The sequence below is a fragment of the Candidatus Limnocylindria bacterium genome (assembly GCA_036523395.1).
Classification (GTDB): domain Bacteria; phylum Chloroflexota; class Limnocylindria; order P2-11E; family P2-11E; genus CF-39.
Genome location: DATDEH010000044.1, coordinates 48,796 through 63,228, shown reverse-complemented (window position 1 = coordinate 63,228; position 14,433 = coordinate 48,796). Strand labels below are relative to the sequence as shown.

Sequence of the window (14,433 nt, the reverse complement as noted above, 5' to 3'; positions counted from 1 at the left end):
ATTGACTCCCCGTAGAGGGAACGCCGCATCCATAGGGCTGCGATCACCTAGTGTTCAACGCTCCACGAAAGCGGGGCAACTTCACTGCTCGCCGACACAGCCTCCTCAAGGCCGCCGCACAAACTCAAGGCGTTGTCCCGAATCGGGGTCGGTGAGGAAGTAGTACAACGTCGGCCCCGACGAGATCGATGTCGAAATTTGCAGCTCTGAACCGCGGCCATCCGCGAACACCAGTTCCACTCTGTCGGTCCCACCGAGCGTCAGGATCTTCCACGTACCGCGACCGTCCCGAGTCGAAATGATCCGACCGGAGGATTCGATTCGCATGTCCGGGAGCCCCACGGCTGTAAATGTTCCGTCAGCCACGAGATCGACCTGCCCTGCGGCAGTGCGCAAGTTAGCCGGCAGGTACTGGCGCGATACATCCGTCAATGCCCAGCGCCCCACAAGATCGGCTTGCGTGGGCTTCGCGCAGCCGACCGAAAGAAGAGCCGCAGCAAGGACGAGCAACACGCGTCGCCCGCCCTCGCCCAGCCCAAACATGCTCACGCGCCTAACGATGGAGCAATTGATGCAGCACGATCTGTTGGCTAGTCTTTGACATCGGTCCGCTCGCGAAGGCCTGATTGAGTGGATTGCCAATCGCGTCTTGCCACCAGTCGGTGTACCCAATCACGGGTGGATGAGTCGCTGATGCGATGGTCGACTCATTGCTAATCCGTATCTCGAGAATCCCATTCGTAACGGAATAGCTGCCCGTATACGAGCCGAGATACGTGACTGCTAGGTTTCCCGTCCGACCACCAGTGACCACCGTCGAGTAGTCCCTTGCGTACTTGGCGGCACCATCGATGCCACCGAGGCTGTACACGACGGGACCGCTGTCGGGAAGCGCCCCACTTCCTACTGCTTTCGTGAGTTGCTGTATGTAATCGCTACCCCGGAGCAACTCCGTGAAAGCGTCTCCGTCCGTGAAGTTGTGCTCGCGTGGTCCGGTTCCAGTCAGCCACTCCCATCCGAGCTGCCAAGGACTAGTGTCATCACCGGGGCACAGGTCCCCGCACCCGGCGTCGTCACCAGCCGTCGCAGCGAGCCCGCTCGGGTCACTCAGCAGACCTGGATTTGCGTTCGCGTAGTTGTAGCCATTGAGGGATGCGGGGCTGTCGGCGCTGCCACGTACGGCGTCGTGCGTGAGGAATCGACCCACCGACGCGTCGTACCAACGTGCGCGCATGTAGTAGAGGCCCGACGGATCGATCAGCTGCGACGCCATGCCAAGGTACGTTGGTGACGCGGTCGTGCTCTGGCTGACCTGACCGTACGAGCGGTAGCGGAAGGCCGCGGTTACTGATCCACCGCCGTTGAGCTCCGCGCGCACATTCTTCGATGCGTCGCGCGCGAGCGTGAGCGTCGTTCCATCGCTCTTCACAATGTAGAGCGCGCCGAACCCGTACACGATGTTGTCGGAGCCTTGTCTTAGCAGGCGACTCGGCGAGGTAAGAGGTTCCCAAAGGAACGTTGTCGCGCCGGATCCTGTGCGGCTCTGCAGAAGTCCGTCCCCGTTGTACGCATACGTTCGGGGACTGCCGCTGACGTTGGATGAGGTCATGCGGTCCAGCGCGTCGTAGCCGAAGGTGTCGGTGCCGCGGGTAGTGAGGCGGTCGGCGTCCGACCAGACGTTGTGCGTACTGCCGTCGTCGGTGAGGCGGTTGGACTTGTCATAGCTCTCGGTCGTGCCGCTGCGGCTGGTCACGTTGGAGGGGCCGTCGAGCGCGAAGGATTCGGCGACCGGGCCGACGACGCCCTTGAGCCGGTTGAGCCCGTCATAGGAGAGCGCGAAGTGGTCGGCCATGCCGGCGATGACCTGAATGCGGCGGGCCTGGGTGTCGCCGTTGGCGGAGAGGCGGTTGTCTCTCCAGGAGAGCATCACCTCGGCCGGGCCGAAGGCCACGGTCGGGTTCAGCTGATTGGCGCTGGTACCGGGATCGTCGTCGAGACGGACCGGTGCGCTCCAGGTGTTCAGCGAGGGGTCGTATCGAGAGCCCCAGATGTCCTGGTTGGATGCACCAGCTCGCGTGTCACCCCAGACCGCCCAGGCAAATCCGTCGGGACGGACGCTGAGGGCGAGTGACTGCACGTTGGCGGGGGTGGGCGTGATGTCGATCGAGGCGGACCACGCCCCCGCAACGGGCTTGCGTGCGACGCGCACGTGGGCCGGGCTGGTGCGGGCGTCGATCCAGGCCGCCGTGAGATTCCCCGTCGAGTCCACGCCGATGCGCGGCTTGGTCTGCGCGGCGGTGCCCGGGTCGTCGGAGATCTTCACGTTGGCGGCCCAGTTGGCGCCGCCGTTCGTCAGGCTGGAGAAGAAGACATCGACATTCCCGTTGCGCGAGTCCTGCCACACGGCATAGGCGGTGTTGGCGCTGTCGACGGCGACATCGGGGAAGTCCTTGAGCGCGGCAGTGTTGTCGGTGATCTTCTTGTTCGCGGGCCAGGCGCTGCCGCCGGCCGGCAGCTGGCTGGAGTAGATGTTGTTCTGGCTGGAGCGCAGGTCGACCCACACCGCGGTCTCGATCCCTGCGGCCGTTCCCGCGATGCGCGGGTTGCGCTCGTTGGTGTTCCCGGTGCCGTCGTTGACCTTGAGGTTCGGCGTCGACCACGTGCCGGTGCCGGCCGAGCGCTTGGAGTAGTAGATGTTCTGGTTGTTCGTGCCGTCGCGGAAGTCGTCCCACACCGCGTAGGCATTACTGCTGCTGTCCGTCGCGATCGCCGGGTTGGCCTGATTGCGCGTGCCAGTGTCGGTGTTGACCTTCACGTTCGCGCTCCAGACGCCGGTGACGGGATCGCGGCGCGAGAAGTAGATGTTCGAGTTCGTCGCGCCGTCGCGCTGGTCGTCCCAGATCAGGTAGCTGGCGGGGTTGGGCTGCTCGCTGCCCACCGCGATCGCGGGATGGTCCTGCACCGCGGTGCCGGCGTCGGTGTTGATCTTGGCCGAGGCGAACACGACCGGCGGCATGAGCTCGTCGATGGCGGTGCGGTTGCCCTCGCTATCGAGGGTGTAGGTGTCGCTGGTGATCGTGCCGCCGGCGGTCGCGTTCTCCAGACTGGTGAGGCGCTGGGCGTTGTCGTAGCCGTACGTCGTGGTGAGGCCGCCGAGCGAGCTCGGCAGCGTGACGGTGTGCGCGAGACCCGAGGGGTAGTAGGTGTAGCTCGAGGCGCGGCTGGCCCAGTCGGTGACGGTCGACAGACGGCCGGCGGGACCGAAGGCGTAGGTCACGCTGCCGACCGTCGGATACGTCAGAAGCGTGCGGTTGGAGTCCAGGTCATAGTCGTAGGCGAGGTTGCCGTTGGGCTGGTTCGCGGTCTTCAGGCGACCGAGACCGTCGTATGTGTAGGTCGAGGTTCCGGTGCCATCGATCATCTGCTTGCGGTGGCTGAGCTCGTCGTAGCTGTAGGTGATCGTCGAGAGACCGGTCGCCGATACCTGCTTCAACCGATTGAGCGCGTCATATTGGTAGTTGGTCTGGACCGTGTCGGCAGTCGTCCGCCGCGTCGTGTTGCCGTTGTGGTCGAAGACGTAGCTGGTGGTCAGGTTGAGCACCGCCGTCGGATGCGTGGTCGCACTGGTGAGGCGGTCGATCTCGTCGTAGCCGTAGTCGGTCACGATCGTGTTCGCGCCACCAGCACCCTGCTGGTCCTGCGTCACCTGCGTGGCGTTGCTGTTTGCATCGCGCTGCGTAACGGTGGTCGTGTACACGAGGCTCGGCTGCGCCACCGGATCGGGCTTCTGCTTCACGTTCAGCAGCCGCGCCGCGCCGTCGTACGCATAGGTCGTGATGTTGCCATTGCGATCGGTCGCGCTGGTACGGTTGCCCGCGCCGTCATACCCAGTGAACGCGCTGTGGGTCAGCGGATCCTTGTTCTCCGTCACCCGGTCGTTCGGGTCGTAGGTCGTGATCCAGGTGTGCGGGGACGACACGCCGCAGGCCGCACTGCCATCCGGATCGATCATCGAAGTCTGCCGGCTCACGCTGTCGTAACAGAAGCGGGTGAGGTTGCCGTCCGCGTCGGTGCGTGTGGAGAGGTTGCCCTGACCGTCGTAGACCACCGTCTGCGAGTAGGTGTAGTTCGGGTTGAGCGGATCGGTGTTGCCGCGGGGCGAGATGATCTTGGTCGGCAGCCCCGGGTTGGCGCCGTCGAGGTACTGCCACTTGGTGAGCGCGTACGTCGCGGGTCCGGTGGCGATCTGCTGCTTGGTGGACTCCTTCACGTTGGTCACGGAGTTGTAGGTATTGATCGTCTCGAAGCCGCGCGCGTCGAGAATGCGTGTGAGGTTGTTCTTGGTGTCGTACTCATAGTGCGTAACGGTCGCCGGGTCGGGCGGCACGGGCGGATCGGTCTTGGTGATGACGTTGCCGCGGGCGTCGTATTCGAAGATGGTCTCGTTGCCGTTGCGGTCGATGGTGCGAGTCAGGTTCTCCCACGCATCTTCATAGAAGTACTGCAACAGGTAGTTCTCGAGGTTGACGACCTCGGACTGGCTGTTGAGTCGCCAACGCGGATCGAACAGCTGCGTGGTGAGGTGACCGCGCGGATCGGTGACCATCGTGATCTGGTTGCCATACGTGAAGCTGCTGGTGTTGCCGACGCCGTCCTTCTGCGTCGCGAGACGCCCTTCAGTGTTGTAGGTGTTGGTGACACGGAAGCGGCTGTCGGGGTCGACCACGGTGGTGATGTGCTGGCTCGGCCCGTCGTAGGCGTAGTGCCAGCTGTGCAGGACCGGGTCCTGGCCAGCGGTGTTGCCGATCTTGTCGACGAAGCGCGTGAGTCGGCCGGTCTGGTCGTAGCCGTAGCTGACCTTGCGACCAGGCGTGCTCGGATCGACGACGCTGGTGAGGCGGTCGCTGTAGCTCAGCGGCAGCGTGATCGGACCCGCACCTTCGGCGAAGACCTGCACCTCTGAGGAGAACAGCCACTCGCCGCCGGTGGTGATCCGGAAGCGCACCCAGCGCGCGCTCACGCCACTGAGGTCGAACTCGTAGCGCCAGCGGCTGCCGGCGTCGTTGACCGCCGCGTCGGCCACGGTGTAGCCGCGCGAGGTGTACAGGCTGTTGTCGGTGCTCGTGAGCATTTCGATCTTGGCGGGGCGGAACACGCCGCAGCCGGGGCAATTGAAGTGGTACGAGCGCACGACGCCGACCCGCTGCGCCGCGCCGAGATCGACGGTGACATCAAGCGGCGTCGCGCCGAGGTTCTGGTGGCCTTGCCACGATGCGTCGGCGGTGTAGCTGTCGGGGTTTCCGAGGTTCCCGTCGGTCAGCTCGGTGCCGCCGGTGTCGGGGAATGACGCACTCGCCGCGACCGACGTGACGTACGTCTTGGTCTGGCCTGAGTTCGTGCCCGCGGCCGCGGCGATCGGGTCCGCACCGGCGAGGTACGTCGACATCTCGCTCGAGAACAGCCACGTGCCGCCGGCCGTGACACGGAAGCGGACGTAGCGTGCGCTCACCGGTGAGACCGCCAGGTCATACCGCCACAGACGCCCGCTGTCGTTGAGCGCACCGGCCGCCAGTGTGGTGCCGCGGGTTGTGTAGCTCAGGTTGTCCGGGCTGGTGAGGATCTCGACGCTCGCAGGCCTATAGATGCCCGATCCAGGGTCGTCGTAGTAGTAGGAGCGGAACAGATCGAGCGACTGCGAGCTGCCGAGGTCGATCGTGACATCCAGGGAACCGATCCCGAGATGGCCCTGCCATCCGCTGTCATAAAAACTCGTTCCGCTCGCGATCGTCCCGTCGGTGAGCTCACTGTTGTTGTTGTCGGGATAGTTGGGGTGCGGGGCGACCGACTCGGTGTAGGTCTTGCCCATCGCCAGGTTGTGGCCGCTGGAGTAGTTCAAAGTGGTCAGCCGACCGACCGTATCGGTGACACTCCCCAGCTTCCCATTGATGTAATTCAGCAGGATCTGGTTGCCTGCAGGCTCGTGGATGCGGGTGAGCTTGCCGGCGGTCGAGAACTCGTACTGCGTCTGGTTCTTGAGGGTGAGCGTGAAGGTGCTGTCACCGTTCTTCGTCAATACATCGAAGACGTTGGGCGGTGGTGCGTACGAGGTGTCGGGATTCTTGGTGAATGAGTCACGCCGTCCGTCCCCGCGGCGGACCTGCACGAACGAGCCCGCGTCGGTGAGCGCCCAGTTGAAGCTATGCGTCCAGGCGGGCCCCATCAGACCGATCTCGGTGTCCGCCGAGCTGTAGGCGCGCGTGAACGAGAGGTTGAGCAGGCGTCCGGGGATCGCGAGGTCTTCGGCCGAGGTCTTGTAGGCGCCGATGCCGGTCGGGATGTCGCGGCGACCGAAGGTGTACGGGTAGGCGGCGCCGAAATCGTAGTCGCCGCCGAGGGAGCCGAACAGACGAACGCTGCCGGTCTCCTGATATGGCGCGGCGCCAGGCCAGAGCGGGATCACTCGCACGGCGTTCTGGCTGTTGCCAGCGCCGACGCCGCCGAACCCTGCGTACCAGACGTACTCGCCACGGGTGTAGTTCGGGTCATACAGACCGACCGGCGAGCCGACGGTGTAGATGTCGAGCGCATTCGTGTACGCGCTGATTCCCGGTCCCCAGGTGAATCCACCATCGGTCGACTTCTTGTAGTAGAGGTAGTCGCCCCGCTCGCCGGCACGGACGTAGATCACGTTTCCGCCGCGATCGAGGAACGCCGTCGCACGGGACTCGCCGCCACCGGACAGACCGCCGGATCCGCCGTGGTCGACCTGCGCGCTCCATGCGCCGCCGAGCGTGCCGACCTGCGTGCCGCGGCCGCTTTGACCCCAGCCGGAGTCCGATTTGGTGATGTAGACCCACTGGCCGGCCGTTGCGGTCTCGGTGAACTCGAAGGTGTGCGCGCGGTAGCACTCGGCCGCGGCGTTGCCGCAGTTGTTGTTGGACACCGGTCGGATCGAGGCATCGCCAGCGGGTGCCGAGCTGGTCCACGTGACCAGCGCAGGGTCGGTCGTGGAGCGGTACTGCGGCAGGCTCGAGACGCAGCAGTGGAAGAAGTAGAGCGTGCTGCCGTCCCGAGACGTGATCAGCAGCGGTGCGCTGTTGCCGGAGTCGAAGGTCTCGGCGCCGAAAGGCGCGTACTCGCTGCCCCAGGTGGCGCCGTTATCCGTGCTGACGCGGAAGAGCAGCCGGAACTGATTCGGTCCGCCGCGGTCATCGACATAGGCGGCGATGGTCTTGCCCTGGAAAGACGCGAGCTGCGGATAGTTCGGAGTCGCCGTCGACAGTTGCACCGACGGGTCCATGCCCCACTCGACGAAGTAGCGCTTGAAGCGGATCTCGACGACACCGGCGCCGGCGTCATTCTTGAAGACCATTCCGACCTGGCCGTTTGGCATGATCGCCGGAGCGATGTACTGAGGCGAGTTGACGGTCTCGGCGGCCTGTGCGATACCCGGGAACAGCCACGGCAACGGTGCGCTCGGGAATGCCGGAGCGACGATCGGCAGCAGTACGAGAAAGAGCGCGAAACCAACGAGTACGCGCACTCGCAGCTTTGCCGGGCGCCAGTGCCGGCTCGCACCAAGGGGCTTCAGAACGATGCCAATCGAGATCGCTGCCAGTACAAAGACGTAGACGAATACGGCGGCGCCAAACATGACCGTCCCCCTCCTCACGCTGCCCGAACGTCCGCTCTCTCACTCGACGGTCGTGCAGCCCCGCACGCGGGGCCGCGGCGAAGGTAATTAGTCGGACTTCCTGTTGTCAAGCATCACTAGCGGTCACTTGAGCGATTGAACCACTTCGTTCGTGCGCTTGGCTGTCGCTCGGTTCGAATGCCAGCTCGATTGCACAGAAGAACGTCCTGCGATCTATGGCCGATGGGCGGCCGAGGCGCTCTCGGCCAGCGCCGGAGGCATGACGCGACATCATTCGGGTCGCTGGCCCAACCGCCACGCGCGGGTAGCGCGCAGCGCGGCAGTGACGTGCGACCGTCAAGCGTCGACGGCCGCCACGACGCTTGTGCTCTCCGCCATACAGCAAGGCACCCACCTCGGCGTTGCTCTGCTGGATCTTGGCCAGCGCGAGAAGGCGCAGACGATCCAGGTTTGGATTCTCGCCAGCCACATGTGCGCCCGCGATGCAGCCAGCTTCATCGAGGCGCAGGCCCATGCGTCGGCAGGCCGCAATCCGTTCCAGTTTGGTGAGCTGCGCCTCCGTGTGATCGTGTCGGGACGCACGCCGTCGATAGCACGGGTTCAGCGTCCAGCCGACGACCGTATCGTGATCATCTTCGATGCGACCCGTCCGCCGATCCTCGATTCCGCTGGACCACGCGACTACCTCTGTCGAGAGGCCGGGCCTGTGCCCGGAGTGCGCCCTTCGTCGAACATCACCCAGGTCGTCGCATCTGCCCCGTTCCGGTGCCCGGTGCGGACCGCCGATTATCTAGCGGTCTGCTAGTAAGACTTGAGATGTGGATAAGTGGGGATTGACACGGGTCGTACAAACTCTCCTGAGACGTGTGCGCCGCTACCGGCGCGGGGGGAGAACACGATGGAGCCGACCAAGCGCATGGCGGAACTCGGGTACTCGGAGAAGTACGCCAAGATCGAGCTCGTGATCCCGCACGGAACCAAGACAGCCGAGTTCGGGAAGATCAGTGGCAAGCTCCTGGGCGACTTCATCGCACGCCTTCCCCGGGGCTGCCAGGCGTGTCTGTCAGGTGAGTCGCTGATCGTCCGCGAGCGCCTCGAGCACGTGCTGCAGATCGATCTCGAACGCATGGAGATTATCGGGCGGACCTAGTGGGGGTGGCGGACTCTGGCTCCGTTGTCTCGGCAGCGCAGGGCGTTGACCGGCTCGCGGCGCTGCCTGCACTCGGCGTCGGGCTGCTCTACAACCCGGCGCTGCCAGGCTACATGCGAGAGCGCCCGGAGACCTTCGACTACGTCGAGGTGATCCCGGAGATGTTCTGGACCGATCACGGTGTCGGCGCTCATCCTCGCTTCGAAGAGCTCGATGGGTGGATTCGCGAGCTCGACCGCGTGCATGCAGTGGCGCCGATCATCTGTCACAACATCGGTCTGTCACTCGGCAGCGCGGATGACTTCGACCTCTCGTACGCGGATCACATCGCCGCGTGGCAGGCCCGGTACCAGTTTCCGTGGCACAGCGATCACCTGTCTTTCGTTCGGATCACGGCGGCCGATGGCCACGATCACAATGCCGGCCTCGCCGTGCCCGTACCGTACGACTGGGACGTGCTGGAGCTCATCTGCGGTCGGATCGCCAGCGTGCAGCGTGCCGTGCCCGCCCCCTTCATGATCGAGAACAACGTCTATTTCATCGACGTTCCTGAGCAGGACATGAGCGAGCCGGAGTTCCTCAACGCGCTCGGCCGTCGCACTGGCTGCGGCTTGCTGCTCGACATCCACAACGTCTACGCCAACGCGCGCAATCATGGCTTCGACGCTTTCGCCTTCATCGACGCGCTCGACAAGGAGCGCGTGGTCGAGATCCACATCGCCGGTGGCAGCATGCTCGCGGGGATGTACACGGATTCACACGCCGGGCCATGTCCGCCGGCGGTGTGGGAACTCCTCGAGTGGATCGCACCGCAACTACCTCAGCTGGCCGCGATCACCTTCGAGTTCCACGACTCGTACTATCCCCTGCTCAAGGCGGCGGGCATCAACGCCGAGCTCGATCGCGCCCGTGCTATCTGGGAGCGGTGCCGTCGAGCCTGAGCGATGACCCTTCTCGGCTATCAGCGCGCGCTCACGACCATGATCGCCTCGCCCGAGCTGTGCCTGCATGTGCGCAGCGACCCCGTAGCGGCTCTGGCCAGCTACGACCTCTCGGCACGGGAGCGACGACGCTTGGCTGCGGTCGCGCTGCAACCGGGCATGTCGACCAGCTGCACGCTGCACCGCGTGAACCGGATGACCCCGATCTACTCATACCTCCCGCTGACGTGCCTGCTGCTCGGCAACGATCTGATGCGAGAGACAGAGCTCTTCTGGACGATCGCCCGCCCCGCCAATCTGCAGTTCGGCCCAGAGACCGAACGCTTCGCCAGCTTTCTCCGTCAGCGCCTGATCGATCAGGAACTGCGCGATCCGTACCTCGACGAAGTGCTCACCTTTGAGCTTGCGGCCAATCGGCTGCAGGCACGCGTTCGCGCAGCCGTCGACGCACTGGCCGCGACCACGGCGGTCGTCACCGAGAGCGAGGTTCGTCGCCGGCGTCTCCATCCACGGGTCGCCATCACTCCCTTCCGCCACGATCCGTTGCCCCTGCTTCGAGCGCTGGCTGAGGGGCGACGCCCGGATTCCGTGCCCGCCGTTGGCGATTACTTCGTCGCCCTGGACGCGACTGGCGATGAGCTCAGGATGTCTGAGGTAGAAGGCGACGTAGCGCGATCGCTCATCGATCGTTAGCACTACCGCCTGAAATCCGAGCGGTCGCACTTCGGTCGGTATTAGTATCGCTTGCACTTACTGGACCGCGATCAAGGGACGTGACCAGCGGGGGAGATGCGATGTCGGCGCGAAAGCGCGCAGCTCAGAAGAAGCCGAAACGCGCAGCGGCGAAGACGCCGAGTGGCGCGGCTCAGAAGAAGCCCCAGGCCAGCTCAGGGCCGAAGACGTTCACGGCGCATGGCCATCGCGTCGCGGTGAAGGAATCAGCCGAGGCGGTGGTGATCACCATCGATGGCCAAACGATCCCTGGCGCGGCCAAGATCGCGTCCGGCGAGTACCACTCGCTGTTCCTGCCGTTCCGCGGCTACGCGTCGGCGACGGAGTTGGCTCGCGCGCTGGCGTCGCAAGTCGGCAGCACGCTCATGCTCGACACGAAGACACAGCCGAAGCGTCGGCGCACCGTCACCAAGAAGGCGGGCCGTGGACGTTCGTAGGAACATCTACAACCTCACTCCGGCGGAGGTGACGCGGCTGACCAGCGCGCTCAACACGCTCAAGACCAACGGCACGTACGACATGTTCATTCACCGTCATCACGACGCAATGATGCGCGCCAGCCTCATGACGAACGAGACCGGAACGCTCCGCAACAGCGCGCACCGAGGGCCTGCCTTCGGCCCGTGGCATCGGTGGTACCTGCGCGATCTCGAGCTGCAACTGCAGACAGTCACGCCAGGATTGACGCTTCCCTATTGGAGCTGGTCCGCCGATGGTGCCCTGCCGAACCCCGCGGCGGCCCCGCTCTGGAGTGCGAATTACATCGGCGGTGATGGCACCGGACCCAACGACTTCGTGGCCAATGGGCCGTTTCAGAACTGGATGGCGCTGGTCATGACGCCGTCTATGACACTGGTCCCTCGCGGGGTCCCGGGGATCATCCGCCGCCTCGGCCGCGACGCGCAGGGCGCGCCGACGCTGCCGCGTGTGCTGGATGTCACCAATAGCTTCAGCGAGAGCGCCTACGACAGCTTGCCCTGGAGTGAGAGTCAGACTTCGGCACCAAGCTTCCGCAACCGACTCGAGGGCTGGCTCTTGCGTCCCGGCGATCAGACGCCCAACGGGCGGATGCACAACCGTGTCCATCTGTGGGTCGGCGGCGACATGCTCCCCGGCACCTCGCCCAATGACCCCGTCTTCTTCCTGCACCACGCCAACGTCGATCGTCTCTGGGCCCAGTGGCGGGCGACGCACCCGACCGTGCCGTATGCACCCGCCGCGGGCGGTCCCCCCGGCCACAGCCTCAACGACGCCATGTTCGACCTCGGGGCGCCTGGGATCACGCCGGCGAGCACGCTCGACCACCACTGCATGGGGTACATGTATGACGACGAGAGCCCGGGGCAGAGTGCGGACGCGTGTCCACCCAATGCGGTGATGACTGTCAGCCCCGGCCAGCTCGCGCAGATCTCGGCCTGCTTCACAAACATCGGCGCGACCTCGTGGGTCAAAGGCACGGCGGGACAGGTGAACCTCGGACAGCTGTGCCCGCACGCTGCCATCGCGGCATGGAACTCCAACTGGCTCTCGGCGACGACGTACGCGAGCACGACGCAGGCGGTCGTTGCTCCCGGCCAGATCGCCTTCTTCCTCTTTTCAATCCTGCCCCCAGCCGGCACAGCTCCCGGTCAGTACGTGATCGAGGGCGACCTCATCGCCGCGTCGACCGGCCGCCCGCTGGCTGCGCCAACCTTTAAACAGATCGTCAACGTCCACTGACCAGCCGCGCTCGCCTGCCGGGGCGACGAGCCGACAGAACGCCACTTCGGAGAAGGACTGGGGCGATCGACCCGACTGCGCCTACACGACCACCGGCGTGGCTCGCGTTGCTCGAGGACGACATCGCCGCCGCAAAGCGCGTGATGGCGGGGCGGCACGCCATCCGCAGACTTTGGGCTCAGCGCAGCAACGTGTACTGGGCGACGCGGGATCTACGAGATGCACACGCCTGCGCATCGGCGGAGACTCGGGGACTCAATACTCATCTACTGCAGCCTTCTTCCACTTCGCAAGTAGGCTCTCGGGACTCATCCGATCCGCTGAGATAGAGACTTCATGGATCAGTTTCTTGAGACGTTGTCGCTTCTGGTCCAGTCCCCCAGTTGACCCAAGACCAAAGGCTAGTTCTCGAGCGTCATCAATCGTGTTCAAGCGGGCCTTGAATTCATCGACAAGCAGGTCGGCCCATGAAGGGGGATTGATCGTGTAGAGAAGCGACAAAGACGGCTCGTGATTGACAGTCGCATGCCAATAGCCTGGATGCAGATAGACGAGCGTGCCACGTCGGGCTTCAAAGCTCTTGGAGCCTCTCGGCATCTTCGAGGGGAGAGGCATTCGCGAATAGGCCTTCATCTCGTCGTCGACGTCGGCGCCGACATTCCAGCCCTCGTGCGGATGTTTGAGATGCGTATTCTCGGCGACTGTCCATTGTTTGGCGCCGATTAGCTGAAGGTTGATGGTGACGTTTGGATCGAAATGAATTGCCGATCCAGCTCCCTTCGCCGCGAACGCTTCGAAAAAGACCTCGTACTCTCTCAAGCCCAAGTCGCGTTCCATACGGCGTGCGAGAGGTTTCAGGGCAGGGACATGTTCTTCAACATGGGACAAGTAGACCGTGTATCCGCTTTCGAAAAAGTCAGACACCTGGCGCGCCTCAGCCGTAATGACTGGATTCTTGGTGGTCCGCGGTGGCCAAGCCTCCGCGGTACCGCGCCACACCTCCAAGATTGCTTCAATACTGCGGAGCGCCGGAATTGTGGCAATCTCCTTGAACCGTTCTAGCGAACCGTGGCGCACGTACGGTTTCCTTTGCCAGTACTTAGACATGAACGTGTCCACGGACAGCGGATGCACCAGCTCAGCCAGCCCGAGTGTCCTCATCGTCGACCTCGCAGCGTGAGGTGGCCGCCGTCGATGAGGATCTGCTTGTCGCCTAGCTGACAGAAGATCGAGTCGCCGTACTGCTTCTCGCCGACATCGAGTAGGTGAATGCGTGACCCGACCGCGTCGGCACTCGTGCGCGCGCTCATCGCTTCCTCCCCAAAGGTCGCCCCAGAAGCACGAAGTCAAGTGTTACTAGAGCGTACTTATGCGCCTGTCAAGGGGGACCGAGGCAGGCCCGGCGGGCCGTGATCGATGGGGCAGGTGAACTTGCCTAGCGCCGCGGAGGCGGCTCGCACTGCTCGTGATAGACACGGTTATGCGCCTGGCCGACCTGGATATGCACGTAGGCTGGCTGGCCTTTGGCGATCGGTTCATGACAGCCTTCGCAGGACCATCGACGAACGAGCGTCAGGCGGACCACTCGCTCGGACGCGCCCGAGGGCGTGGGCTCGGGGGCGAACCCTCGCCGAGGTGGGCCACCGTGCTCGGACGGAGGCTGCGTCGTCCGTGGCACGAGCGGCACGCTAGTGCGTCCGTGCAAGTCGCACTAGACGCGGCTTGCGACGTGACGGATTCATCGAACGAGCAAGCGAGCCGGTGGTCGGCGCCGACTGCTGATCGCCAGGCGGGCAGTCGTGCCTAGTTCGATCACGGATGAGGCCGGAGATGCCGCGCAGCGGATTCCCGCCCCGGCGCACGTGGATTTCGTCGCCCCGCGTCGGGCGCGGACGAAGCAATGAGCCCCGCCGCGGCGGACGCTCGTGCGCACGCGTTGGAGCTGCTCTTCGGCTTGGCGGCAGCGATCGCGACGGACGTGCATGTCGTCCTGCTGCCGAAGGATGGGCGCCGCTGCACGTCCGTGGTCCGAACATGCCATCGATGACCGTCCCGGTACCCACTGCGCGCTTTGATGAACTCCGCGCAGTCGAGCACGCGATCCGTGGTATCGGAGCGCGACTCATGCTGGGCCTCGGCGGCTTCTACCTGCACTACGGTGCCTTCGCCGAGGACGAGCCGTGATGAAGGCGAGCTCCGACCGGACGCGTCGGTGAGCGACGCGCGCGTCGATCAAG

The 14,433-nt window shown here is 64.5% G+C and carries 11 protein-coding genes; 7 read left to right on the top strand and 4 right to left on the bottom strand.

The window, feature by feature from the left end; genetic code table 11:
• Positions 1-105: 105 nt before the first annotated feature.
• Positions 106-549, bottom strand: a complete 444-nt coding sequence (locus VI056_05455) for a hypothetical protein (GenBank protein HEY6202470.1) — start codon at positions 547-549, stop codon at positions 106-108.
• 4 nt (positions 550-553) lie between these two features.
• Complete coding sequence (locus tag VI056_05450; protein ID HEY6202469.1) at positions 554-7,654, bottom strand: RHS repeat-associated core domain-containing protein; 7,101 nt, start codon at positions 7,652-7,654, stop codon at positions 554-556.
• Positions 7,655-7,805: 151 nt separating this feature from the next.
• Here VI056_05450 and VI056_05445 point away from each other — a divergent pair, with 151 nt between their 5' ends.
• The 6 genes from VI056_05445 (at position 7,806) to VI056_05420 (ending at position 12,196) form a co-directional block, all read left to right on the top strand.
• On the top strand, positions 7,806-8,459 hold the full coding sequence (locus tag VI056_05445) for a hypothetical protein (protein HEY6202468.1): 654 nt from the start codon (positions 7,806-7,808) through the stop codon (positions 8,457-8,459).
• A gap of 93 nt (positions 8,460-8,552) precedes the next feature.
• Positions 8,553-8,804, top strand: a complete 252-nt coding sequence (locus VI056_05440) for a hypothetical protein (protein ID HEY6202467.1) — start codon at positions 8,553-8,555, stop codon at positions 8,802-8,804.
• A complete protein-coding gene (locus VI056_05435; protein ID HEY6202466.1) occupies positions 8,804-9,745 on the top strand; it encodes a DUF692 family multinuclear iron-containing protein in 942 nt (313 codons plus the stop codon). The genes VI056_05440 and VI056_05435 overlap by 1 nt, the downstream gene beginning before the upstream one ends.
• Positions 9,746-9,748: 3 nt before the next feature.
• Positions 9,749-10,438 carry a hypothetical protein gene (locus VI056_05430; protein ID HEY6202465.1) on the top strand — a complete coding sequence of 230 codons (690 nt, stop codon included), beginning with the start codon at positions 9,749-9,751 and terminating at the stop codon, positions 10,436-10,438.
• Between the two features lie 101 nt (positions 10,439-10,539).
• Complete coding sequence (locus tag VI056_05425) at positions 10,540-10,914, top strand: hypothetical protein (GenBank protein ID HEY6202464.1); 375 nt, start codon at positions 10,540-10,542, stop codon at positions 10,912-10,914.
• Positions 10,901-12,196, top strand: coding sequence for a tyrosinase family protein (locus VI056_05420; protein ID HEY6202463.1), 1,296 nt, complete (start codon positions 10,901-10,903; stop codon positions 12,194-12,196). Before VI056_05425 ends, VI056_05420 begins: the two co-directional genes overlap by 14 nt.
• A gap of 255 nt (positions 12,197-12,451) precedes the next feature.
• Here VI056_05420 and VI056_05415 read toward each other — a convergent pair whose 3' ends face one another.
• Both VI056_05415 and VI056_05410 read right to left on the bottom strand, forming a co-directional pair.
• On the bottom strand, positions 12,452-13,357 hold the full coding sequence (locus tag VI056_05415; protein ID HEY6202462.1) for a cupin domain-containing protein: 906 nt from the start codon (positions 13,355-13,357) through the stop codon (positions 12,452-12,454).
• Positions 13,354-13,506 carry a hypothetical protein gene (locus VI056_05410; protein HEY6202461.1) on the bottom strand — a complete coding sequence of 51 codons (153 nt, stop codon included), beginning with the start codon at positions 13,504-13,506 and terminating at the stop codon, positions 13,354-13,356. The genes VI056_05415 and VI056_05410 overlap by 4 nt, the downstream gene beginning before the upstream one ends.
• A gap of 733 nt (positions 13,507-14,239) precedes the next feature.
• Here VI056_05410 and VI056_05405 point away from each other — a divergent pair.
• Positions 14,240-14,380 (top strand): hypothetical protein, encoded by a 141-nt coding sequence (locus VI056_05405; GenBank protein HEY6202460.1) that lies wholly within the window; start codon positions 14,240-14,242, stop codon positions 14,378-14,380.
• Positions 14,381-14,433 lie beyond the last annotated feature (53 nt).